Raw genomic sequence first — 22,123 nt, 5'->3', positions numbered from 1 at the left:
CCCCCTCAAACGCCCGAGGGGCGGCTGTGGGGCCGCCCCTCGGGGTAGTTCGCGCGTGCGCGTCAGCTCTCGGCGCGCGCTGTGTCAGCGGTACGCAGGGGCTTGCCGGCGTCCTTGGACTGGCCGAGGCCCATGCCCTTCATGACCCAGCCGACGACACCGCCGAGCAGTACGACGCCCATGCCGGCCCAGAAACCCGCCGGGTTGGCCAGCACCATGAAGGCGCCCGCGGCGCAGAAACCGATGAAGGCGATGATGACACCGGTCCAGGCGGCCGGGGTGTGACCGTGGCTGCTGCCCGCCATGACTTGCTCCTCGTTGCTGTGTGTAAGTCTCCGAGCCGGACGCTCAACGACATTGTCGCGCATGCGCACACGCGAGGTGATCGGGGGTCACCCTCGCGCGTCGGACGAACCGATCCGTCTGCGGAGGAACCGTGCCGCTACGCGCCCGTCGGGTCCTCGCCGCGGTCGAGGGCCTTCCAGAGGTCCTCGGGGCGGTCCGGGTCGACGGCGGGGGCGCGGCGCGGGCGGGGGGCACCGGAGCGCTCGTAGCGGCTGGACATCGCGGGCCAGGCGGAGGCGTAGCGCAGGGCGAGCAGCCCGGCGAGCAGTATCAGCAGTCCGCCGACGGCGGTGACGTACGGCCACGCGGTGTGGCTGAGCGCGGCGACGGTGGCGCCGGTGTCACCCGTGGCGCGGGCCGCCTTCTCGTCGAGGGCGCCGCTGTCGCTCGCGCCGATCAGGGAGGCGGCGATGGTGCCGGCGCCGGAGAGGGCGAGCAGCCCGGCGACGAAGGTGCGGCCGAGGCGGCGTACGGCGAAGACGGCGACCAGCGCGGCGAGGCCCACTATGGCGAGCGCCGCGGGCACGCCCGTGACGTCGCTGCCGTTGGCGGTCAGCGGGAAGTCGCCGCCGGCCACGGTGGCGGTGCCCTCCGACCACTGCTGGCGGGTGGCCAGCAGCGCCACGGCCGCGCCGAGCGCGCCGGACAGCAGGGCCGCGGCGAGGCTGACGCGGCCGGCCCGGGCGGGTCCTGCGGCTTCGGAACGGGGGTGAGGTACAGCAGTCACGTACTCCACTATCGCCTGAACCCCGGGCGAACCGGCACCCGGGGTTCGTATGAGAAGCGCCCCATTTTCCGCGCGGCCCTGTTTCTTCAGGATTTCTTCAGGCGGTTCGCGGTGTGCACGGCGCGCAGGACGGCGGCGGCCTTGTTGCGGCACTCGGTGTCCTCGGCGACCGGGTCGGAGTCGGCGACGATTCCGGCGCCCGCCTGGACGTAGGCGGTGCCGTCGCGCAGCAGGGCGGTGCGGATGGCGATGGCGGTGTCGGAGTCGCCGGCGAAGTCGAGGTAGCCGACGCAGCCGCCGTACAACCCACGCCGGGAGGGCTCCAGTTCGTCGATGATCTGCATCGCGCGGGGCTTGGGCGCGCCGGAGAGGGTGCCGGCCGGGAAGCAGGCGGTGAGCACGTCGAAGGCGGTACGGCCCTCGGCGACCTTGCCGGTGACCGTGGAGACGATGTGCATCACGTGCGAGTAGCGCTCGATGGACATGAAGTCGACGACCTCGACGGAGCCGGGCTCGCAGACCCGGCCGAGGTCGTTGCGCCCGAGGTCGACGAGCATCAGGTGCTCGGCGCGCTCCTTGGGGTCGGCGAGCAGGTCATCGGCGAGCGCCTGGTCCTCCTGCGGGGTGGCGCCGCGCCAGCGGGTGCCGGCGATGGGGTGGACCATGGCGCGGCCGTCCTCGACCTTGACCAGGGCCTCCGGGGAGGAGCCGACGACGTCGAAGCCGTCGAAGCGGAAGAGGTACATGTACGGCGAGGGGTTGGTCGCCCGCAGTACCCGGTAGACGTCCAACGCGCTGGCCGTGCACGGCGTTTCGAAGCGCTGGGAGGGGACGACCTGGAAGGCCTCGCCGGCCCGGATGCGCTCCTTGATGTCCTCGACGGCCCGCTGGAAGTCCTCGCCGCCCCACAGGGCGGTGTACTCGGGCAGTTCGGAGGGCGGCAGGACGGCCGGGGGCTGGGCGACGGCGCGGGAGAGGTCGGCCTCCATGGCGTCGAGTCGGGCGACCGCGTCGGCGTAGGCCTCGTCGACGCCGGTGTCGAGGTCGTTGTGGTTGATCGCGTTGGCGATCAGCAGGACCGAGCCCTCCCAGTGGTCCATGACGGCGAGGTCGCTGGTCAGGAGCATGGTCAGCTCGGGCAGTCCCAGGTCGTCGCGCTCACCGGGGCCGATCTTCTCCAGGCGGCGGACGATGTCGTAGCCGAGGTAGCCGACCATGCCGCCGGTGAACGGGGGCAGGCCGTCCTGGTGGGGGGTGTGCAGGGCCTCGATGGTGGCGCGCAGGGCGGCGAGCGGGTCGCCGTCGGTGGGCACGCCCACGGGCGGCGCGCCGAGCCAGTGCGCCTGGCCGTCGCGTGCGGTGAGGGTGGCCGCGGAGCGCACGCCGACGAAGGAGTAGCGGGACCAGGAGCGGCCGTTCTCCGCTGACTCCAGCAGGAAGGTGCCGGGCCGCTCGGCGGCGAGCTTGCGGTAGAGCGCGACCGGGGTGTCGCCGTCGGCGAGGAGCTTGCGCGTGACCGGGATGACGCGCCGGTCGGTGGCCAGCTTGCGGAAGGTCTCAAGGTCCATGGCCGGTGACCTTACTGATCTCCGGCGGGCGCGCCGGAATCCTTGAGGAGGACGTCGTTGTCGAAGCAGGTGCGCGCGCCGGTGTGGCAGGCGGCGCCGACCTGGTCGACCTGGACGAGGACGGTGTCGGCGTCGCAGTCGAGGGCGACGGACTTGACCCACTGGAAGTGGCCGGAGGTGTCGCCCTTGACCCAGTACTCCTGGCGGCTGCGCGACCAGTAGGTGCAGCGGCCGGTGGTCAGGGTGCGGTGCAGGGCCTCGTCGTCCATCCAGCCGAGCATGAGCACCTCTCCGGTGTCGTACTGCTGGGCGATGGCGGGGAGGAGCCCGTCGGCGCTGCGCTTGAGGCGCGCGGCGATCTCCGGGTCCAGCTGGCTGGGCTGACGGGGGGTGCTGGTCATGGACCAATTGTGCCGCGCCGGCCCACCCGTCCCGGCCGTATGTCCACTGTGCGGACCCCGGGGGCGGCCGTAGGCTGGCGGCATGTCGACTTTCGCCAAGCGTGAACGACTTCTGCTGGCCGACCTCCTTGAGGCCGAGGGCCCCGACGCCCCCACCCTGTGCGAGGGGTGGACCACCCGTGATCTCGCGGCCCACGTCGTGGTGCGCGAGCGTCGGCCCGACGCGGCCGGCGGCATCCTGATCAAGCCGCTCGCTGCCCGTCTGGAGCGGGTGATGGCGGAGTTCACGGACAAGCCGTACGAGGAACTGATCCAGCTCATCCGCACCGGCCCGCCGCGCTTCTCGCCCTTCGCGCTGAAGCAGGTGGAGGAGATGTCGAACACGGTGGAGTTCTACGTCCACACCGAGGACGTCCGCCGCGCCCGGCCCGGCTGGACGCCCCGCGAGCTCGACCCGGTCTTCCAGGACGCCCTGTGGTCCCGTCTGGAGCGCACCGCCCGCCTGATGGGCCGCACGGCACCCACGGGCCTGGTCCTGCGCCGCCCGGACGGCCAGACGGCGGTCGCCCACCGGGGCACCCCGGTGGTCACGGTCACCGGCGAGCCCTCGGAGCTGCTGCTGTTCCTCTACGGCCGGCAGAGCGCCGCCGAGGTGGAGCTGGACGGCGACAAGGAGGCCATCACCAAGCTCCACGAGGCGAAGCAGCTCGGCATCTGAGCGAAAGCCCCGGCCGCCGACGGCGACCGGGGCTTCACTGGGCCATTCAGCGCACCGGGTGCCCCGCCTCGCTCAGGGCCCGCTTCACCTCGCCGATGCGCAGGTCCCCGAAGTGGAAGACGGAGGCGGCCAGGACCGCGTCGGCGCCCGCTTCGATGGCGGGGGCGAAGTCGGCGAGCTTTCCGGCGCCGCCGCTCGCGATGACCGGGATCGTGACGTGCTTGCGGACCGCCTGGATCATCTCGATGTCGTAGCCGTCCTTGGTGCCGTCCGCGTCCATGGAGTTGAGCAGGATCTCGCCCGCGCCCAGCTCCGCGGCCCGGTGGGCCCATTCGACCGCGTCGATGCCGGTGCCCTTGCGGCCGCCGTGGGTGGTGACCTCGAAGCCGCCGGACTCGGTGCGGCGGGCGTCCACCGACAGGACCAGGACCTGGCGGCCGAAGCGCTCGGCGATCTCACGGATGAGGTCGGGGCGGGCGATGGCGGCGGTGTTGACGCCGACCTTGTCCGCGCCCGCGCGCAGCAGCTTGTCGACGTCCTCGGCGGTGCGGACGCCGCCGCCGACGGTGAGCGGGATGAAGACCTGCTCGGCGGTGCGGCGCACCACGTCGTAGGTGGTCTCGCGGTTGCCGGAGGACGCGGTGATGTCCAGGAAGGTCAGTTCGTCGGCGCCCTCGGCGTCGTAGACCTTCGCCATCTCGACGGGGTCGCCCGCGTCGCGCAGGTTCTGGAAGTTGACGCCCTTGACGACCCGGCCGTTGTCCACGTCCAGGCAGGGGATGACTCGGACCGCCAGGGTCATGACTGCTCGGCTCCTCTGAATGCTTCTACTTCTACTTCGACCAGGATGCGCGGGTCGACGAAGCCCTCCACGACCAGGAGGGTCGAGACCGGGCGCACCGCGTCGAAGATCTCCTTGTGGGCCCGGCCCGCCTCGTCCACGTCCCGCAGATGGGTGAGGAACATCCGGGTGCGGATCACGGACTCCACGCCGAGCCCGAACTCGCCGAGCGCCTCGATCGCGCTGGTGAAGGCCACCTTGGCCTGTTCGTACGGGTCGCCCTCGCCGTACAGCACCTCGCCCCGGAAGGACGTGGTGCCCGCCACCAGGACGCGGTCGCCCGCCGCGACGGCGCGTGCGAAACCGAAACTCTCTTCCCAGGGGCTTCCGCTCTGCACGCGCCGCACGGCTTCGGACGTCATGACGACACAGCCTCCAGGGCCTCTTCCAGGGTGAACGCCTTCGCGTACAGGGCCTTCCCGACGATGGAGCCCTCGACACCGAGGGGTACCAGCTCGGCGATGGCGCGCAGGTCGTCCAGGGAGGACACGCCGCCGGAGGCCACGACCGGGCGGTCGGTGGCGGCGCAGACGTTCTTCAGCAGCTCCAGGTTGGGGCCCTGGAGGGTGCCGTCCTTGGCGATGTCGGTGACCACGTAGCGGGCGCAGCCTTCCTTGTTGAGGCGCTCCAGCGTCTCGTAGAGGTCGCCGCCGTCGCGGGTCCAGCCGCGCCCGCGCAGCGTGGTGCCGCGTACGTCGAGGCCGACGGCGATCTTGTCGCCGTGCTCGGCGATGACCTTGGCGACCCACTCCGGGGTCTCCAGGGCGGCGGTGCCCAGGTTCACCCGGGTGCAGCCGGTGGCGAGGGCGGCGGCGAGGGTGTCGTCGTCGCGGATGCCGCCGGACAGCTCGACCTTGATGTCCATGGCCCGGGTCACCTCGGCGATCAGGTCCCGGTTGTCGCCGGTGCCGAAGGCGGCGTCGAGGTCGACCAGGTGCAGCCACTCGGCGCCGGACCGCTGCCAGGCGAGGGCGGCCTCCAGGGGTGAGCCGTAGGAGGTCTCCGTGCCGGACTCGCCGTGCACCAGGCGGACCGCCTGGCCGTCGCGGACGTCAACGGCCGGGAGGAGTTCGAGCTTCGAAGCCATCAGAGGGTTCCGATCCAGTTGTTCAGCAGCTGGGCTCCGGCGTCGCCGGACTTCTCGGGGTGGAACTGGGTGGCCCACAGGGCGCCGTTCTCCACGGCGGCCACGAAGGGCTTGCCGTGGGTCGCCCAGGTGACCTTCGGCGCGGTCATCGCGGCGTTGTGCGTCTCCAGGGTCCAGTCGTGGACGGCGTAGGAGTGCACGAAGTAGAAGCGGGCGTCGGCGTCGAGACCGGCGAACAGCTGGCTGTCGGCCGGGGCGTCGACGGTGTTCCAGCCCATGTGGGGCACGATGTCGGCCTGGAGCGGTTCGACGGAGCCGGGCCATTCGGCCATGCCCTCGGTCTCCACGCCGTGCTCGATGCCGCGCGCGAACAGGATCTGCATCCCGACGCAGATGCCCATCACGGGGCGGCCGCCGGAGAGCCGGCGGTCGATGATCCAGTCGCCGCGGGCCTCGCGCAGCCCGGTCATACAGGCGGCGAAGGCGCCGACGCCGGGGACGAGGAGTCCGTCGGCGTTCATCGCCTTGTCGAAGTCACGCGTTATCTCGACCTGGGCGCCCGTACGGGCGAGGGCGCGCTCGGCGGACCGGACATTGCCGAAGCCGTAGTCGAAGACGACGACCTTCTTGGAAGACGCGGACGACGCGCTCAATTCCACACCTCCAGCCTGAGGACACCGGCGGCCAGGCACATCGCGGCGCCGATGGAGAGCAGCACGACCAGGCTCCTGGGCATTCCCTGCTTGACGAAGGAGATGATGCCGCCGACCAGGAACAGGCCGACCACGATGAAGACGGTCGACAGGCCGTTCACTGTGTCCCTCCGTTCGCTTCTCCGCCCGCGCGGCGCAGAGGTGCGGCCATCGTCGCCGTCTGCGGCCCGGCGGCCGCGCGTGCGTCGCTCACAGGGCACCCTTCGTGGACGGGAGGATGCCGGCCGCGCGGGGGTCGCGCTCGGAGGCGTAGCGCAGGGCGCGGGCGAGGGCCTTGAACTGGCACTCCACGATGTGGTGGGCGTTGCGGCCGTACGGCACGTGGACGTGGAGCGCGATCTGCGCCTGGGCCACGAAGGACTCCAGGATGTGCCGGGTCATGGTGGTGTCGTACTCGCCGATCATCGGCGCCATGTTCTCGGGCTCGGTGTGCACGAGGTACGGCCGGCCGCTGAGGTCCACCGTCACCTGGGCGAGGGACTCGTCGAGGGGGACCGTGCAGTTGCCGAAGCGGTAGATGCCCACCTTGTCGCCGAGGGCCTGCTTGAAGGCGGCGCCCAGCGCGAGGGCGGTGTCCTCGATGGTGTGGTGGGAGTCGATGTGCAGGTCGCCCTCGGTCTTGACGGTGAGGTCGAACAGGCCGTGCCGGCCGAGCTGGTCGAGCATGTGGTCGTAGAAGCCGACCCCGGTCGACACGTCGACCTTGCCGGACCCGTCGAGGTCGATCTCGACGAGGACCGAGGTCTCCTTGGTCACCCGCTCTATGCGTCCTACGCGGTTCATGCGCTCTGCTCCTTCTTCAACTCACGGACCGCGTCGAGGAACGCGTCGTTCTCTTCGGGGGTCCCGGCGGTCACCCGCAGCCAGCCGGGGACGCCGTTGTCCCGGACCAGGACGCCCCGGTCGAGGATCTGCTGCCAGACGGCGTGGGCGTCGGCGAACCGCCCGAACTGCACGAAGTTGGCGTCCGAGGCGGTGACCTCGTAGCCCAGCGCCCGCAGTTCGGTGACCAGCCGGTCCCGTTCCGCCTTCAGCTGCTCCACGTAGCCGAGCAGGGTGTCGGTGTGTTCCAGGGCGGCCAGCGCGGTCGCCTGGGTGACGGCGGAGAGGTGGTACGGCAGCCGGACCAGCTGGACGGCGTCGACCACGGCCGGGTCGGCGGCGAGGTAGCCCAGGCGCAGGCCCGCGGCGCCGAACGCCTTCGACATGGTGCGGGAGATGACCAGGTTGGGTCGTCCGTCGAGCAGCGGCAGCAGCGAGTCGCCGTGGCTGAACTCGATGTACGCCTCGTCCACCACCACCATCGACGGCTTCGCGGCCTGCGCGGCCTCGTACAGCGCGAGGACCGTCCCGGGCGGGACCGCGTTGCCCGTCGGGTTGTTGGGGGTGGTGATGAAGACGACGTCCGGCCGGTTCTCGGCGATGGCCTTCTCGGCGGCGGCGAGGTCGATCGTGAAGTCCTCGTTGCGCGGCCCGGAGATCCAGCCCGTGCCGGTGCCGCGGGCGATGAGCGCGTGCATCGAGTACGACGGCTCGAAGCCGATGGCGGTGCGGCCGGGGCCGCCGAAGGTCTGCAGCAGCTGCTGGATGACCTCGTTGGAGCCGTTGGCCGCCCACACGTTGGCCAGGCCCACCGGGTGACCGGAGGTCTTCGTCAGGTACTCGGCGAGCCGGGTGCGCAGCTCGACCGCGTCCCGGTCCGGGTAGCGGTTGAGGTGACGGGCCGCCTCACGCACCCGCTCGGCGATCCGCTCGACCAGCGGCTCGGGCAGCGGGTAGGGGTTCTCGTTGGTGTTCAGCCGTACCGGCACGTCCAGCTGGGGCGCGCCGTAGGGGGACTTGCCGCGCAGCTCGTCCCGTACGGGGAGATCGTCGATGCCAGTCACTTGCCTTCAGGAACCTTCCAGCCGAACCGTGCCTTGATCGCCGCGCCGTGCGCCGGCAGATCCTCCGCCTCCGCCAGCGTCACCACGTGGTGCGCGACCTCGGCCAGCGCGTCCTCGGTGTAGTCGACGATGTGGATGCCGCGCAGGAAGGACTGGACGGACAGGCCCGAGGAGTGGCAGGCGCAGCCGCCGGTGGGCAGGACGTGGTTGGAGCCGGCGGCGTAGTCGCCGAGGGAGACGGGCGCCCAGGGGCCGATGAAGATCGCGCCCGCGTTGCGGACCCGGTCGGCCACGGCGGCGGCGTCGGCGGTCTGGATCTCCAGGTGCTCGGCGCCGTAGGCGTCGACGACCCTGAGACCCTCCTCGACGCCGTCCACCAGGACGATCGCGGACTGCCTGCCCTTCAGGGCCGGGACGATCCGGTCGTCGATGTGCTTGGTCGCGGCGACCTGCGGCTCCAGCTCCCGCTCCACCGCCTCCGCGAGCTCCAGGGAGTCGGTGACCAGGACGGCGGCGGCCAGCGGGTCGTGTTCGGCCTGGCTGATCAGGTCGGCGGCGACGTGCACCGGGTCGGCCGTGGCATCCGCGAGGATCGCGATCTCGGTCGGGCCGGCCTCGGCGTCGATGCCGATCTTGCCGGTGAAGTAGCGCTTGGCGGCGGCGACCCAGATGTTGCCGGGGCCGGTGACCATGTTGGCGGGCGGGCAGGACTCGGTGCCGTGGGCGAACATCGCAACGGCGGTGGCGCCGCCGGCGGCGTACACCTCGTCCACGCCGAGCAGTGCGCAGGCGGCGAGGATCGTCGGGTGCGGCAGTCCGCCGAACTCGGCCTGCGCGGGCGAGGCCAGCGCGATGGACTCCACGCCCGCCTCCTGGGCGGGGACGACGTTCATCACCACGGAGGACGGGTACACCGAGCGCCCGCCGGGCGCGTACAGCCCGACGCGCTCGACCGGGACCCACTTCTCGGTGACGGTGCCGCCGGGGACGACCTGGGTGGTGTGGGTGGAGCGGCGCTGCTCGCGGTGGACGAGCCGGGCGCGGCGGATGGACTCCTCCAGCGCGGCGCGGACGGCCGGGTCGAGTTCCGCGAGGGCCTTGCCGAGTGCCGCGGCGGGCACCCTGACCTGGTCCAGCCTGACCCCGTCGAATTTCTCGGCGAAGTCGATCAGCGCCGCGTCGCCCCGATGATGCACGGCCTCGCAGATCGGACGCACCTTCTCCAGGGCGGCCTGAACGTCGAAGTCGGCTCGGGGCAGCAGGTCGCGCAGGGCGGGGCCCTCGGGAAGGGCGTCGCCGCGCAGATCGATTCGGGAGATCACGCGGTCAATTCTCTCAGACCGGGCTCGGACGCCGTTCGCGCGTATCAATGGCTGATACAGAACGCACGCGTCACCCGGAAGATCCGCTTCACCGTTAGCGTTCCGTCCGTCACTCAGCGGGCATGAACGGTTGTACGAAACCTGCGGGCCGCCAGGGCCTGGGGAGGAAGGCGCACTGTGACCGAGGGGGCCGGTATCCGCGGCGGGGACCTGCCGGACGACCTGACCGCCGCCGAGGCCGGGATGTGGCAGGCGTTCCGCAACGGCAGCGTCTACGACCTGAGCAGCGGCGACCCTCTGGTCGACGATCCGCACGGGGGGCACCCGTGGGGGCCGGAGCGGACGGTGCGGGCCCGCATCGTGTGCTGGCTGCTGCTGGACGGGCCGCCCGCGCTGGCCGGCCGGGTGGCCTCCCTGAAGCTGACCGGTGTACGGATCAGCGGCAGCCTGGATCTGGCGGGCGGCACGGTGGAGCCGTACGTCGAGCTGCGCGGCTGCCGGTTCGAGCGGGACGTGCTGCTGCCGGAGGCCCGGTTCACGACCCTGCGGCTGGTGGACTGCTCAGTGCCGCGGCTTGAGGCGGCCCGGGTGCACACCGAGGGCGATCTGCACCTGCCGCGCTGCCGCTTCCTGGGCGGCATCCGGCTCACCGACGCCCAGATCGGCACCGATCTGCTGCTCAACCAGGCCGTGGTGTACCGCGACCGCAGCGGGCGTTCCCTCGCCGGGGACGGCATGACCGTGGGCCAGGACTTCCAGGCCGAGCTGCTGGAGTCGCACGGCGAGCTGACCCTGCGCAGCGCCAAGATCGGCGTCTCGCTGAGCCTGCGCGGGGCGCGGCTGGCCAACCCGTACAGCAGGCTGGCGCTGAACGCGCCCCAGCTGACCGTGGAGCGCTCCCTGTACCTGACCCCGGCGGGCCTGGGGAACCCACTGCTCAGCGGGACGACCCCGGCGCGCGGGACGCGGATCCAGCGGTTCGCGTGCCGGGGCGGGGTACGGCTGGACGACGGGCGGTTCGGGGACGCCGTCGACATGGAGCGGGCCAGATTCACCCTCACGGATGACCAGGAGCTGTCGCTGCGGCGCATCCAGACACCGGAGCTGCGCTTCCTGGGCGAGCGCCCGGCGCGCGGCACGGTGGTCCTGTCGGGTGCGCGGGTCGTCAACCTGATGGACCGCGCGGACGCCTGGCCGGGCCCGGGGCGGCTGCACATGGGCGGCTTCACCTACGAGAACCTGGTGCCGCGCGGCCCGTTCCCGCTCTCCGAGCGGCTGGACTGGGTGGCCGCGGCGACCGCCGAGTACAACCCGGAGCCGTACGAGCGGCTGGCGGCGGTTTTGCGGGCGGGCGGCGAGGACGCGGACGCCCGCGAGGTGCTCCTCGCCAAGCAGCGCCGCCGCCGGGAGAGCCTGCCGCTGGCCGCCAAGCTGTGGGGGTACGTGCAGGACTGGACGGTCGCCTACGGGTACCGGCCGGGGCGGGCCGCGGTGTGGATGGCGGTGCTGTGGGCGGCGGGCTCGGTGGCGTTCGCGCATGCCGGGCATCCGCCGATCAAGCGCGGGGAGCATCCGGAGTGGAACCCGACGCTGTTCGCACTCGATCTGCTGCTGCCGGTCATCGATCTGGGGCAGGTCGGCTTCTGGCAGCTCAAGGGCGGCTGGCAGTGGCTGGCGGCGGCGATGATCCTGCTGGGCTGGACACTGGCGACGACGGTGGCGGCGGGGGCGACCCGGCTGCTGCGCAGGGGCTGAACCGCCCGCGCGTTTTTACCGGTCCTTGACCCGGGGTCGTACAACCTTCCACGATTTGCCCGGAGCCTCTGGCGCCGCCCCGACCTGCGGCTTTTCAATGGTCGGCACCATGGCTCTGCTGCTTCCGTTCATCCGCGGGCCGCGGATGGCAAGGACCGCGTCCCGCGCCGCCGGTGCCCGCGCCGACGACGAGGTGCTGCTGGACGTGCCCGACGCCCGGCTGGGCCCGGCCCTGGTCGCGGCGGCGGACGGGGAGTACGCACCGGCCGCCCAGCTGCTCGCCGCCACCCGCGCGGCCCGGCAGTGGGAGCACCGGGACCGCTACACCGCCCGGCTCGCCGCCTTCGCCCACGCCCGCCCGGACTGGTTCGAGGCCTGGCGCGCCGCCGCCCCGCACGACCCGGACCGGCTGGTCGTCGACGCCCAGCTGACGGTGGACCGCGCCTGGCGCTCCCCGGCCCGCGCCGAAGTACTGCGCGAGGCGAGCCCCCTGGTCACCGCCGCGGCGCACGGCGACGACCGGGACCCGGTGCCCTGGCGGATCGCCCTGGACCACGCGCGCGGCTCCGGCGCGGGCCCGCGCTATGTCGCCGAACTGTGGGAGGCGGCTGTGCGCCGGGCCCCCCACCACTACGGCTGCCATGTCGCGGCCCTGCGCTATCTGGCGTCCTTCTGGCATGGCTCGCACCGCGAGTGCCTGAACTTCGCCGACCGCGCCGCGCAGGACGCCCCGCCCGGCAGCCCGGTCCAGGCCCTGCCGCTGAGGGCGGCCTTCACCTGCCTGACGGACGGCGACGGCCCTCAGGTGCCGAGGGCGAGGCTGGACGCGGCGGCGGACCGGGCGGTGGAGCTGTCGGCGTCGCTGCCGGCCGCGGACCCCTGGCCGGCGGAGCTGCGCAACCTGCTGACCTTCGTCCTGCTCCGCCTGGGCCGGATCGCGGACGCCCGGGACCAGGTCCGCCTGACCGGCCCGTACGCGACGTCCTTCCCCTGGGACCGGTTCTCGGACGACCCGCTGGGCCACTGTCTGCGGGTGCGCGAGGAGTTGTACGCGCCCCCGGGGCGTCCGACGGGCGGGCAGCACGGACGCGCACGCCCCGCGGACCATTAGGCTCTACCGTCGTGACCACCGTCCGGCTGCCGCTCTTCCCCCTGAACTCCGTACTGTTCCCGGGGCTTGTGCTTCCTCTGAACGTCTTCGAGGAGCGCTATCGCGCCATGATGCGCGAACTGATCAAGACCCCCGAGGAGGAACCGCGCCGCTTCGCCGTCGTGGCGATCCGCGACGGCCACGAGGTGGCACCGAGCGCGCCGGGCATGCCCGACCCGACGGCCCTGCCGCAGCGGGGGCCCGCGGCCGGTTTCGGCGCCGAGCCCATCAAGTCCTTCCACTCCACGGGCTGTGTCGCGGACGCGGCGACGATCCGGGAGCGGGCGGACGGCACGTTCGAGGTACTGGCGACGGGCACGACGCGGGTACGGCTGCTGTCGGTGGACGCGAGCGGCCCCTTCCTGACGGCGGAGCTGGAGGAACTGCCGGAGGAACAGGGCGACGAGGCGGGAGCACTGGCGGAGGGCGTACTGAGGGCGTTCCGCCAGTACCAGAAGAGACTGGCGGGTGCCCGAGAACGCTCCCTCTCCACCGGGGCGGACCTCCCCGACGACCCCTCGGTGGTCTCCTACCTGGTGGCCGCGGCGATGATGCTGGACACCCCCACCAAGCAACGCCTGCTCCAGGCCCCCGACATCGCCTCCCGGCTGCGGGAGGAGCTGAAACTGCTGCGCGCGGAGACCTCGATCATCCGTAACCTGCCCTCACTTCCGGCGGCGGAGCTGACCCGCACGCCGACGAGTCTGAACTGAGGAGCGATGGCGAAGCAGCGACAGTCGGCCGGGACACCCGCGACAGTGACCCTGACCACAGCGGGCATCCCCTTCACCACCCACGCCTACGAGCACGACCCGTCCCACCCGTCCTACGGCGAGGAGGCGGCGGAGGCGATGGGCGTCTCCCCGGACCGCGTCTTCAAGACACTGGTGGCGGAGGTCGACGGCAAGCTGACGGTGGCGGTGGTCCCGGTAGCGGGCCAACTGGACCTGAAGGCCCTGGCAGCAGCGGTGAACGGCAAGAAGGCCCAGATGGCCGACCCGACCCAGGCGGAACGCACGACGGGCTACGTCCGCGGCGGCATCTCCCCCCTCGGCCAGCGCAAGAAGCTCCCCACGGTCCTGGACGCGTCGGCGACGTCCCACACCACGATCTGCGTCTCGGCAGGCCGCCGGGGCCTGGAGATCGAACTGGACCCCAAGGACCTGGCCACCCTCACGAACGCGACCCTCGCCCCGATCGGGCGCGTTTAGCACCTCGACGGTTCCTCTCCGCTCCACTACTGAGAGAGGACATGTCGAAGAAAACAAGAAAACGCAAATGGCGCGTCCGCAAGGCAAAGTCCAACCACGGCAGGCGCCCGGCGTAGGCAAGGCTGAGCCTCCGGAACGCCGGGCGGGTATATCAGCCCGTCCGGCGCTTGAGAACGCCGGGCGGGGCATCTCAGCCCGTCCGGCGCTTGAGAACACCGGCCGGGTAAATCAGCCCGTCCGGCGTTTGAGGACGAGGCCGTTCAGGCCGACGGGGGTCCAGGGGGCGGAGCCCCCTGGGCGGGGTCGAAGGGGCGGCAGCCCCTGGGGACGGGACGGGAAGGGGCGGCGGGGGCGAGAAGAACGACGGCCACCCACTACGCCCGGTACTGCTCGAACGGATCCGGATCCCGCGGCCCGAACAACGCCGTAACCCCCAGATGCACCACCAGCGCCGCAACCGACCACACCAGCAACGCCCCCTTCGCCGAAAGCTCCAACGGCGCCGAGAACGTCACCCCCTTACCCACAGACTTGGCATGCGCGATCACATCCTGCGAGGGCCCCAGCCACACCCCCACCCGCCACGCGATCAGCGACGCCAGCACTCCCCCGACCGTCAGCCCCACCACCAGCGGCACACCCCCACGCCGCCGCAGCAGAAACACCACCACCGCACTGACCGCCCCGAACCCGAGCGCCAACAGCGTGAACGTCCCGTCGACGCCCACCGCCTGCTCCCCCTCGGTGTCCTTGAAGTAGACGGCCCAGCCCCCGTCGACGACGTCCCCGACGAGAGGAACCCGCGGCGCCAGCCACCACCACAGCACCCCGAGCAGCACCCCGCACACGGCGACAGCCACCGTCACCACGGCGCCCTCCCGCAGCTCGGCCTTCATCCCGGGCCCGCCGTCCCCGTACGAGGGCGGCGGCACATACCCATACGGCGCCGGCCCACCGGGTACCTGCGGCTTCCGCCACTCGGTGTGGGCGGACTGGTCACGCGGCGGAGGCGGCGGAGTCAACGGTGCGGTCACCCTGACATCGTGCCAGGCCGGACGGCGAGCCGCGTCACCGGACGGCCGCCCTGCGGTACGCCCAGGTCGCCACGGCCAGCGAAACGCACCCGACGACCCCGCAGACGGCGAGGTCACCGAGGACGAACGCCCAGTCCGGCCGCTCCCCGAAGGTCCGCGCGAAGGCCTCCACACCGTAGGTCGAGGGCAGCAGATCCCGGGCCAGCCGCACCACCTCGGGCATCCGCTCGGCGGGCAGCACCCCCAGCAGCAGTGCCGCGGACATGCCCAGCTGCCCCAGCACGGTCGCCAGCTCCGGCCGCGGCGCGAGCAGTCCCAGGGCCGCGCCGAGCCCGGCGAGCGCCGCCCCGGCCAGCGGGATCACCGCCGCCAGCACCCACAGGTGGGTCAGCGGCAGCCCGAAGAGCAGGCACCCGAACACCGCGGTGACCACGGTCCCGGGCACGGTGAAGGAGGCGTACGCGCCCGCCGCGCCCAGCACCACGGCGGCTGGCGGCACCGGCAGCGTGGCGTAGTGGTCGAGCCCCCCGCTGGAGCGCAGCTGCCCGAAGTACTGGGCGAGCAGGTTCAGCGCGACGAAGGCCACCACGAGCACCGAGGACCCGGCCACCACGGCCCGCGCCTCGGCGCCGCCGTCCACGACCCCGCGCATCAGGATCATGATCCCGACCGACTGGAAGGTCGCCACGAACAGCAGCGGGATGCGCGCGACCCGCGCACGGGACAGCTGCGCCCGGTACACGGCGCACAGCGAGGGCCACAGCCGGGCCGCGGGCGCGAGCTCGGCCGCGTCCGCGGCGGGCGACTCGTCCGCGGCCCGCGTGCCGGCCGGCAGAACCTCGGCGGGTACGACACTCACGTGGCGCTGCTCCTCTTCGCTGCGGCGGCAGTCCCGTTCCGTACGAATGCGACGCTCGTTGTACTCAACTCCGACCCAGTCGCGCTCAAGCCTTCACCAGCCCTTGCTGCGCGGCCCCGCCGAGGGCCAGGTACACGTCCTCCAGGCTGGGCGTGGCGAGGGTGAAGTCGTCGAGGGCGGCGAAGGCGGCCCCGCCGGTGACGGTGGCGACGACGGCGCGGGCCTCGTCGGGGGCGAGCCGCAGGGTCCAGCGGCGGCCGGACTCCACGACCCGGTCCTGCAGCGCGGCCACCTCGGGGACATGCAGGGGGGCGGCCTCCCGCCACACCAGGTCGACCCGGACCTCCCCGGCGACCTGCTCCTTGAGGCCGCCGGGTGTGTCGCAGGCGATGACGCGTCCCCGGTCGAGCACGGCGACCCGGTCGAGCACGGTCTCGGCCTCGATGACGTTGTGGGTGACGAGCAGGACGGTGGTGCCCTGCTCGGCGCGGCGCCGGTCGACGGCGGACCAGACGGCGCGCCGGGCGACGGGGTCCATGCCGGTGGTGGGTTCGTCGAGCACGAGCAGCGGCCGGGGCCCGACGAGGGCGGCGGCGAAGCAGGCGAGCCTGCGCTGGCCGCCGGAGAGCTTCTTCAGCGGCCGTCCGGCGAGCTGGGTCAGGCCCAGTTCCTCCAGGACGGCGTCCCGCTCGGCCCGCGCGGTGCGCACGTCGAGGCCGCGCAGCCGTCCGGTGGTCTCGGCGGCGAGGGAGACGGTCAGCTCGTCGAGGGCGGAGGACTCCTGGCCGAGGTAGGCGAGGATGCGCGCGGCCCGCTCCGGGTGGCGCACGATGTCGTGGCCGAGGATCTCCACGCTGCCCCGGTCGGGGCGCATCAGCCCGGTGAGCTGCCGTACCAGGGTGGTCTTGCCGGCGCCGTTCGGGCCGAGCAGCCCGAAGATCTCACCGCGCCGGATGTCCAGCTCCACGTCGTCGGTGGCCCGTACCTCGGGGGTGCCGGGGGCGCCGCGCCGGGCGCGTACCGCCGGATAGGTCTTGGTCAGTCCGCGCACGGCGCACACGACATCCCCGGGGGGCCGAAGTGCCTGTGCCGCGCGCGTACTCACAAGGGATGAGACTACGGGGTCGGCGGGCTCGGCTCGTCCTTGGGGCGGCGTATGTGCCGTTTCACTCCCCGGCCGGAGCGTGTTCGGTGGCCGTGCGCACATCGATCTCGCGCCAGAATCCGGCCCGGATCGCGTACCGGTCGTGCTCGTCGATCTGGTCGTCCTTGTGGGCGAGCAGGCCGAAGCGGGCGGCGTAGCGCAGCAGCTCGCCGTCGATGCGGTGCGGGATGCGCGGGTACATGCCCGACAGCCGCTGGAGGTGGCCCTGGTCGCCGAGCCGCTCCACCCAGCGCCGCGCGAACACCTGTCCGACCTCGTAGGGGTCGCCGCCGACGGTGGTGATGTCCTCCTCGCGGTCGGCCCAGCGCTGCTCAGCGGTGGTGAGCTGGGCGAGGGTGGGCATGGAGGCGATCTCGGGCGGTTCGGCGGCGGTGCCGGGGCGGTCGACCCAGCCCTTGTCGGAGGACCAGCGCAGGGTCGCGGCCGGCTGCGGGGCGGGCGCGTTGCCGTGGGCGCGCAGGGCGGCGAGGTCCTTGGGGGTGGGGACACCCTTGGGGGCGGGGACGCGTTCGGCGGTGCCGTTCCCGGTCGCGTCGGCCGGGGCGCGGTGCGTGCGTTCCTCGGTGGGCCGTTCGGCGGCGGTGAGGGCGGAGTCGGGCAGCGGGGCGGAGAGGATCGCGGCGATCTCGGGCCGGGGGGCGGGCGGCGGGGCGCAGATGCCGCCGAGTTCCTTGGCGCGTACGGCCTTGGTGATCCACGTACGGTCCAGCACGCGCCGTTCGTCGGCCTCGGCGACCAGGTCCTCGGACTGGTTGTAGTCGCCGTCGGCGGCCTGGACGGCCCACAGGTGGACGGCGACGCCGTGCTCCTTGGCGGCCATCATGCCGGGCAGCAGATCGCCGTCACCGGTGACCAGCACGATGTCGGAGCAGGCGCGGTTGCGGGCCAGCTCGGTCAGCTCGGCGTGCATCGCGGCGTCCACGCCCTTCTGGGCCCAGCGTCCGTCGCTGCGGGTCAGTGCGCCGAGCCGGACGGTGACCCGGGGCATCACGCGCAGTCGGCGGTGCTCGGGCTGCGGAACCCGGTCGGGGGCGCCGTCGAACCAGTAGATGCGCAGCAGTGGCCGTTCGGTATCCGATTCGGCGCGCTCGCGCAGGCCCTGGATGAGGGCCGTGTGATCGACGGTGATCCGGGAGCGGGACGGCTCCCCGGCGAGGAGTGAGGCGGCGGCCCCCAGCAGATACCCGGCGTCCACCAGGACGATGCAGCGGTCCACGCGATCCACCCTCTTTCCGGGAGGTTTGCTTCGGGCTTCCTTCGAGTCTGCCCGACCGCGCGAAGGTTAACGGCCGGAACTCGATCTTCGGCGTGGCGTTTCGGGGTGAGCGGCTCGAACGAGCGCCGTTACACAGGGTAGTTTTCCGAAATGCGCTCCTTATCAGCCTATGTGAGTCTGGTCGCGGCCCTGGCCCCTAGATCCCCCGCAGGAGGCAGTCACCATGGCCAAGAACAAGAACCGTGACCGAAAGCAGCCCCAGTCCGAGCGCGGACAGCAGCAGGCCCAGCAGTCCTCGATGGAGGCGCAGGCCGAGCAGCGCATGTCCCAGGTGACGCCGAGCGACATCGCGCGCAAGGGCAAGCAGAAGAGGTTCGGTCACAACTGACATCTTCATAATGGGCGTTGAGCCCAGGCACATGACGAGGGGCGCACCCGGCACACCGGTGCGCCCCTCTCGCGCGCTGTGCGGTCTCAGCCCGCCAGGCAGGACGGCCCGAGCAGCACCTTGAGGTCGCCGAAGAGCGCCGGGTCCGGCTTGACGCGGTGCCGGTCCAGCCGCAGCACGGTCGTCCTGGTGGGGCCCTGGAGCTTGATCCGGACCTCGCTGTCGCCCTTGTGGTGGCTGAGGATCTCGCCGAGCCGGCTGACCATCGGCGGGGTCACCTTGACCGCGGGGATGGTGAGGACGACCGGCGCGTTGGTGCCCGCCGTCGACAGGTCGGGGACCATCAGCTCCATGGCGACCAGCCGGGGGATGTCCTCGCGCTTGTCCAGGCGGCCCTTGACGAAGACCACCGCGTCCTCCACGAGCTGGGTGGAGACGAGCTGGTAGGTCGCCGGGAAGAACATGCACTCGATGGAACCGGCGAGGTCCTCGACGGTGGCGATGGCCCAGGCGTTGCCCTGCTTGGTCATCTTGCGCTGCAGGCCGGAGATGATGCCGCCGATGGTGACGACCGCGCCGTCCGCGTGCTCACCGCCGGTGAGCTGGGCGATGCCCGCGTCCGCCTTGTCCGACAGCACGTGCTCCAGACCGAAGAGCGGGTGGTCGGAGACGTACAGACCGAGCATCTCCCGCTCCTGGGCGAGCAGATAGGTCTTCTCCCACTCCTCGGTGGTGAACTCCACGTCCAGGCCGAAGCCGGGCTCGTTGGTCTCCTCCTCGCCCATGCCGCCGAAGAGGTCGAACTGGCCCTCGGCCTCCTTGCGCTTGACCGCGACCACGTTGTCGATCATCGGTTCGTACTGCGCGGTGAGGCCCTTGCGGGTGTGGCCCAGGGTGTCGAAGGCGCCGGCCTTGATCAGCGACTCGGTGGTGCGCTTGTTGCAGGCGGTGGCGTCGATCTTGTCCAGGTAGTCGGGGAAGGAGATGAACTTCCCCTTCGCCTTGCGCGCGTTGATGATCGACTCGACCACGCCGGTGCCGACGTTGCGCACGGCCTCCAGGCCGAAGAGGATCACGTCGTCGCCCTGGGCGGCGAAGTTGTGCACCGACTCGTTGACGTTCGGCGGCAGCACCTTGATGCCCATGCGGCGGCACTCGTTGAGGTAGACCGCCGACTTGTCCTTGTCGTCCTTGACGGAGGTCAGCAGCGCCGCCATGTACTCGGCGGGGTGGTTGGCCTTGAGGTAGGCGGTCCAGTACGAGACCAGTCCGTACGCGGCCGAGTGGGCCTTGTTGAAGGCGTAGCCGGCGAACGGCACCAGCACGTCCCACAGGGCCTGGATCGCCTCGTCGCTGTAGCCGTTCTTGCGGGCGCCCGCCTGGAAGATGGTGAAGTTCTTCGCCAGTTCGTCGGGCTTCTTCTTGCCCATGACGCGGCGCAGGATGTCGGCCTCGCCGAGCGAGTACCCGGCGATGATCTGGGCGGCCTTCTGCACCTGCTCCTGGTAGACGATCAGGCCGTAGGTGACGTCCAGGACCTCCCGCAGCGGCTCCTCCAACTCCGGGTGGATCGGGGTGATCTCCTGCTGCTTGTTCTTGCGCAGCGCGTAGTTGGTGTGGGAGTTCATGCCCATCGGGCCCGGCCGGTACAGGGCCGACACGGCGGAGATGTCCTCGAAGTTGTCGGGCTTCATCAGGCGCAGCAGGGAGCGCATGGGCCCGCCGTCGAACTGGAAGACGCCGAGGGTGTCGCCGCGCTGGAGGAGTTCGAAGGTCGTCGGGTCGTCCAGCGGGAGGCTGAGGAGATCGATGTCGATCCCCTTGTTGGACTTCACCATCTTCACGGCGTCGTCCATGATCGTCAGGTTGCGCAGGCCGAGGAAGTCCATCTTCAGCAGGCCGAGCGACTCACAGCTCGGGTAGTCCCACTGCGTGATGGTCACGCCGTCGGTGTGCCGGACCCAGACGGGCACGTGCTCGGTGATGGTCTCGCTGGACATGATCACGCCGGCCGCGTGCACACCCATCTGCCGGACCAGGCCCTCGACGCCCTTGGCGGTGTCGATGACCTTCTTCACATCCGGTTCGTTCTCGTACATCGCCCGGACCTCGCCCGCCTCGGAGTAGCGGGGGTGGCTGGGGTCGGTGATACCCGACAGCGGGATGCCCTTGCCGAGGACGTCGGCGGGCATGGCCTTGGTGATGCGGTCGCCCATCGCGTACGGGTAGCCCAGCACGCGCGCGGAGTCCTTGATGGCGTTCTTGGCCTTGATGGTGCCGTAGGTGCCGATCATGGCGACCTTGTCGGCGCCGTATTTCTCCGTCACGTACCTGATCACCTCGACGCGCCTGCGCTCGTCGAAGTCGATGTCGACGTCGGGCATGGAGATGCGCTCGGGGTTGAGGAACCGCTCGAAGATCAGGCCGTGCGGGATCGGGTCGAGGTCGGTGATGCCGAGGGCGTACGCGACGATCGAGCCGGCCGCGGAGCCTCGTCCGGGGCCGACGGCGATGCCGTTGTTCTTGGCCCACATGATGAAGTCGGCGACGACGAGGAAGTACCCGGGGAAGCCCATCGAGATGATGACGTCCATCTCGTAGTCGGCCTGCTTCTGGCGGTCCTCGGGGATGCCGCCGGGGTACCGGCGCTCCATGCCGCGCCGGACCTCCTCCTTGAACCAGCTGACCTCGGTGTAGCCCTCGGGGATGTCGAACTTGGGCATGAGGTCGCGCTTTTCGAACATGCCCGTGGTGTCGACCATCTCGGCGACCAGCAGCGTGTTGGCGCAGCCCTCCTGCCAGGCGTCCGAGGAGTCGATGGCGTACATCTCGTCCGTGGACTTCAGGTAGTAGCCGGTGCCGTCGAACTTGAAGCGGTCCGGGTCGGAGAGGTTCTTGCCGGTCTGGATGCACAGCAGGGCGTCGTGGGCGCCGGCCTCGTGCGCGTAGGTGTAGTGCGAGTCGTTGGTGACCAAAGGCGGGATGCCGAGCTTCTTGCCGATCTCCAGCAGGCCGTCGCGGACCCGGTGCTCGATGTCGATGCCGTGGTCCATCAGCTCCAGGAAATACCGGTCCTTGCCGAAGATGTCCTGGTAGTCGGCGGCGGCCTTGAGCGCCTCGTCGAACTGGCCGAGGCGCAGCCGGGTCTGGACCTCGCCGGAGGGGCAGCCGGTGGAGGCCACGATCCCCTCGGACCACTGGGAGATGGTCTCCTTGTCCATCCGGGGCCACTTCTGCAGCCAGCCCTCGGCGTAGGCGTCGGAGGACAGGCGGAAGAGGTTGTGCAGCCCCGTGCTGTTCACGGCCCACATCGTCTTGTGGGTGTAACCACCGGAACCGGAGACGTCGTCGCGCTTCTGGTGCGGCTGGCCCCACTGGATCTTGCGCTTGTTCCGCCGGGACTCGGGGGCGACATACGCCTCGATCCCGATGATCGGGGTGATTCCGGCCTTCTTCGCGGAGTGGAAGAAGTCGTACGCCCCGTGCAGGTTGCCGTGGTCGGACATGGCGATGTGCGTCATGCCCATCTCGTTGCAGGCGTTGAACATGTCCTTCAGCCGCGCGGCACCGTCCAGCAGCGAGTACTGGGTGTGGACGTGCAGGTGCGTGAACGGCGGCTTTGACACGGTCGGGCCTCCAGAGGGAAACACTAGGCGACGGGCGGGCGGACAGATCCGGGGTCAGCGTCGAAGTCTATGCCGGGGGACTGACACTCCGGGGGCACTCCCACGTACCTT

Annotated in this window: 23 protein-coding genes; 6 read left to right on the top strand and 17 right to left on the bottom strand. The window is 71.4% G+C overall.

Going from position 1 to position 22,123, the window contains the following annotated elements; translation table 11 throughout:
* Nucleotides 1–62 precede the first annotated feature (62 nt).
* The 4 genes from ACZ7L7_RS11650 to hisI all read right to left on the bottom strand — a co-directional run bounded on the left by ACZ7L7_RS11650 (nucleotide 63) and on the right by hisI (nucleotide 3,041).
* Nucleotides 63–305: an HGxxPAAW family protein gene (locus ACZ7L7_RS11650; RefSeq protein WP_285513166.1), complete on the bottom strand. Its 243-nt coding sequence runs from the start codon at nucleotides 303–305 to the stop codon at nucleotides 63–65.
* Between the two features lie 137 nt (nucleotides 306–442).
* A complete protein-coding gene (locus ACZ7L7_RS11645; RefSeq protein WP_285513165.1) occupies nucleotides 443–1,081 on the bottom strand; it encodes a TIGR02234 family membrane protein in 639 nt (212 codons plus the stop codon).
* Nucleotides 1,082–1,158: 77 nt separating this feature from the next.
* The gene (locus ACZ7L7_RS11640; RefSeq protein ID WP_285513164.1) at nucleotides 1,159–2,640 is read right to left on the bottom strand and encodes an anthranilate synthase component I; all 1,482 of its coding nucleotides are present in this window, start codon (nucleotides 2,638–2,640) and stop codon (nucleotides 1,159–1,161) included.
* Nucleotides 2,641–2,651: 11 nt separating this feature from the next.
* The gene (hisI, locus tag ACZ7L7_RS11635; RefSeq protein WP_285513163.1) at nucleotides 2,652–3,041 is read right to left on the bottom strand and encodes a phosphoribosyl-AMP cyclohydrolase; all 390 of its coding nucleotides are present in this window, start codon (nucleotides 3,039–3,041) and stop codon (nucleotides 2,652–2,654) included.
* Between the two features lie 82 nt (nucleotides 3,042–3,123).
* Here hisI and ACZ7L7_RS11630 point away from each other — a divergent pair, with 82 nt between their 5' ends.
* On the top strand, nucleotides 3,124–3,759 hold the full coding sequence (locus ACZ7L7_RS11630) for a TIGR03085 family metal-binding protein (protein ID WP_453603395.1): 636 nt from the start codon (nucleotides 3,124–3,126) through the stop codon (nucleotides 3,757–3,759).
* 46 nt (nucleotides 3,760–3,805) lie between these two features.
* On the opposite strand, the gene hisF is transcribed toward ACZ7L7_RS11630, so the two are convergent.
* The 8 genes from hisF to hisD form a co-directional block, all read right to left on the bottom strand.
* The gene (hisF, locus tag ACZ7L7_RS11625) at nucleotides 3,806–4,561 is read right to left on the bottom strand and encodes an imidazole glycerol phosphate synthase subunit HisF (RefSeq protein ID WP_453603393.1); all 756 of its coding nucleotides are present in this window, start codon (nucleotides 4,559–4,561) and stop codon (nucleotides 3,806–3,808) included.
* Nucleotides 4,558–4,962 (bottom strand): RidA family protein, encoded by a 405-nt coding sequence (locus ACZ7L7_RS11620; RefSeq protein ID WP_285513160.1) that lies wholly within the window; start codon nucleotides 4,960–4,962, stop codon nucleotides 4,558–4,560. The genes hisF and ACZ7L7_RS11620 overlap by 4 nt, the downstream gene beginning before the upstream one ends.
* On the bottom strand, nucleotides 4,959–5,687 hold the full coding sequence (gene priA / locus ACZ7L7_RS11615; protein WP_093718491.1) for a bifunctional 1-(5-phosphoribosyl)-5-((5-phosphoribosylamino)methylideneamino)imidazole-4-carboxamide isomerase/phosphoribosylanthranilate isomerase PriA: 729 nt from the start codon (nucleotides 5,685–5,687) through the stop codon (nucleotides 4,959–4,961). Before priA ends, ACZ7L7_RS11620 begins: the two co-directional genes overlap by 4 nt.
* Nucleotides 5,687–6,346, bottom strand: a complete 660-nt coding sequence (gene hisH / locus ACZ7L7_RS11610; protein WP_285513158.1) for an imidazole glycerol phosphate synthase subunit HisH — start codon at nucleotides 6,344–6,346, stop codon at nucleotides 5,687–5,689. The genes priA and hisH overlap by 1 nt, the downstream gene beginning before the upstream one ends.
* Nucleotides 6,337–6,501: a hypothetical protein gene (locus tag ACZ7L7_RS11605; protein ID WP_176711626.1), complete on the bottom strand. Its 165-nt coding sequence runs from the start codon at nucleotides 6,499–6,501 to the stop codon at nucleotides 6,337–6,339. Before ACZ7L7_RS11605 ends, hisH begins: the two co-directional genes overlap by 10 nt.
* A gap of 88 nt (nucleotides 6,502–6,589) precedes the next feature.
* A complete protein-coding gene (gene hisB / locus ACZ7L7_RS11600; protein WP_062719038.1) occupies nucleotides 6,590–7,183 on the bottom strand; it encodes an imidazoleglycerol-phosphate dehydratase HisB in 594 nt (197 codons plus the stop codon).
* The gene (locus tag ACZ7L7_RS11595; RefSeq protein WP_472075667.1) at nucleotides 7,180–8,286 is read right to left on the bottom strand and encodes a histidinol-phosphate transaminase; all 1,107 of its coding nucleotides are present in this window, start codon (nucleotides 8,284–8,286) and stop codon (nucleotides 7,180–7,182) included. Before ACZ7L7_RS11595 ends, hisB begins: the two co-directional genes overlap by 4 nt.
* Complete coding sequence (gene hisD, locus ACZ7L7_RS11590; RefSeq protein WP_285513156.1) at nucleotides 8,283–9,608, bottom strand: histidinol dehydrogenase; 1,326 nt, start codon at nucleotides 9,606–9,608, stop codon at nucleotides 8,283–8,285. Before hisD ends, ACZ7L7_RS11595 begins: the two co-directional genes overlap by 4 nt.
* A gap of 177 nt (nucleotides 9,609–9,785) precedes the next feature.
* On the opposite strand from hisD, the gene ACZ7L7_RS11585 reads away from it, so the two are divergent.
* From ACZ7L7_RS11585 to ybaK, 4 genes are all read left to right on the top strand, one after another.
* Nucleotides 9,786–11,363, top strand: a complete 1,578-nt coding sequence (locus tag ACZ7L7_RS11585; RefSeq protein WP_472075665.1) for an oxidoreductase — start codon at nucleotides 9,786–9,788, stop codon at nucleotides 11,361–11,363.
* A 97-nt stretch (nucleotides 11,364–11,460) separates the two neighbouring features.
* Nucleotides 11,461–12,474, top strand: a complete 1,014-nt coding sequence (locus tag ACZ7L7_RS11580; RefSeq protein WP_285513337.1) for a hypothetical protein — start codon at nucleotides 11,461–11,463, stop codon at nucleotides 12,472–12,474.
* Between the two features lie 11 nt (nucleotides 12,475–12,485).
* Nucleotides 12,486–13,226 carry an LON peptidase substrate-binding domain-containing protein gene (locus ACZ7L7_RS11575; RefSeq protein WP_285513154.1) on the top strand — a complete coding sequence of 247 codons (741 nt, stop codon included), beginning with the start codon at nucleotides 12,486–12,488 and terminating at the stop codon, nucleotides 13,224–13,226.
* Between the two features lie 6 nt (nucleotides 13,227–13,232).
* The gene (gene ybaK / locus ACZ7L7_RS11570; RefSeq protein WP_285513153.1) at nucleotides 13,233–13,724 is read left to right on the top strand and encodes a Cys-tRNA(Pro) deacylase; all 492 of its coding nucleotides are present in this window, start codon (nucleotides 13,233–13,235) and stop codon (nucleotides 13,722–13,724) included.
* Between the two features lie 374 nt (nucleotides 13,725–14,098).
* Here ybaK and ACZ7L7_RS11565 read toward each other — a convergent pair whose 3' ends face one another.
* From ACZ7L7_RS11565 to ACZ7L7_RS11550, 4 genes are all read right to left on the bottom strand, one after another.
* Nucleotides 14,099–14,758 carry a hypothetical protein gene (locus ACZ7L7_RS11565; protein ID WP_472075663.1) on the bottom strand — a complete coding sequence of 220 codons (660 nt, stop codon included), beginning with the start codon at nucleotides 14,756–14,758 and terminating at the stop codon, nucleotides 14,099–14,101.
* A 34-nt stretch (nucleotides 14,759–14,792) separates the two neighbouring features.
* Entirely contained in the window at nucleotides 14,793–15,617 is an 825-nt protein-coding gene (locus ACZ7L7_RS11560) for an ABC transporter permease (RefSeq protein ID WP_285513151.1), read from the bottom strand.
* 85 nt (nucleotides 15,618–15,702) lie between these two features.
* Nucleotides 15,703–16,677 carry an ABC transporter ATP-binding protein gene (locus ACZ7L7_RS11555; RefSeq protein ID WP_285513150.1) on the bottom strand — a complete coding sequence of 325 codons (975 nt, stop codon included), beginning with the start codon at nucleotides 16,675–16,677 and terminating at the stop codon, nucleotides 15,703–15,705.
* A gap of 106 nt (nucleotides 16,678–16,783) precedes the next feature.
* Nucleotides 16,784–17,998 carry an NYN domain-containing protein gene (locus ACZ7L7_RS11550; protein ID WP_453608059.1) on the bottom strand — a complete coding sequence of 405 codons (1,215 nt, stop codon included), beginning with the start codon at nucleotides 17,996–17,998 and terminating at the stop codon, nucleotides 16,784–16,786.
* A gap of 223 nt (nucleotides 17,999–18,221) precedes the next feature.
* Here ACZ7L7_RS11550 and ACZ7L7_RS11545 point away from each other — a divergent pair, with 223 nt between their 5' ends.
* A complete protein-coding gene (locus ACZ7L7_RS11545; protein ID WP_285513148.1) occupies nucleotides 18,222–18,386 on the top strand; it encodes a hypothetical protein in 165 nt (54 codons plus the stop codon).
* An 86-nt stretch (nucleotides 18,387–18,472) separates the two neighbouring features.
* Here the strand turns inward: ACZ7L7_RS11545 and dnaE are convergent, their stop codons facing one another.
* Nucleotides 18,473–22,012, bottom strand: coding sequence for a DNA polymerase III subunit alpha (gene dnaE / locus ACZ7L7_RS11540; RefSeq protein WP_285513147.1), 3,540 nt, complete (start codon nucleotides 22,010–22,012; stop codon nucleotides 18,473–18,475).
* Nucleotides 22,013–22,123 lie beyond the last annotated feature (111 nt).

This window comes from Streptomyces sp. NPDC110618 (assembly GCF_055657065.1).
Note: the sequence above shows the minus strand (reverse complement) of the source record. Positions and strands in the feature narration are given on the sequence as shown.

Bases quoted from the DNA above. Each gene is read 5' to 3' on its own strand.
- ACZ7L7_RS11650 (WP_285513166.1), bottom strand. From the start codon at position 305: ATGGCGGGCAGCAGCCACGGTCACACCCCGGCCGCCTGGACCGGTGTC.
- ACZ7L7_RS11640 (WP_285513164.1), bottom strand. From the start codon at position 2,640: ATGGACCTTGAGACCTTCCGCAAGCTGGCCACCGACCGGCGCGTCATC.
- hisI (WP_285513163.1), bottom strand. From the start codon at position 3,041: ATGACCAGCACCCCCCGTCAGCCCAGCCAGCTGGACCCGGAGATCGCC.
- ACZ7L7_RS11630 (WP_453603395.1), top strand. From the start codon at position 3,124: ATGTCGACTTTCGCCAAGCGTGAACGACTTCTGCTGGCCGACCTCCTT.
- hisF (WP_453603393.1), bottom strand. From the start codon at position 4,561: ATGACCCTGGCGGTCCGAGTCATCCCCTGCCTGGACGTGGACAACGGC.
- ACZ7L7_RS11620 (WP_285513160.1), bottom strand. From the start codon at position 4,962: ATGACGTCCGAAGCCGTGCGGCGCGTGCAGAGCGGAAGCCCCTGGGAA.
- priA (WP_093718491.1), bottom strand. From the start codon at position 5,687: ATGGCTTCGAAGCTCGAACTCCTCCCGGCCGTTGACGTCCGCGACGGC.
- hisB (WP_062719038.1), bottom strand. From the start codon at position 7,183: ATGAACCGCGTAGGACGCATAGAGCGGGTGACCAAGGAGACCTCGGTC.
- ACZ7L7_RS11580 (WP_285513337.1), top strand. From the start codon at position 11,461: ATGGTCGGCACCATGGCTCTGCTGCTTCCGTTCATCCGCGGGCCGCGG.
- ybaK (WP_285513153.1), top strand. From the start codon at position 13,233: ATGGCGAAGCAGCGACAGTCGGCCGGGACACCCGCGACAGTGACCCTG.
- ACZ7L7_RS11545 (WP_285513148.1), top strand. From the start codon at position 18,222: ATGGCCAAGAACAAGAACCGTGACCGAAAGCAGCCCCAGTCCGAGCGC.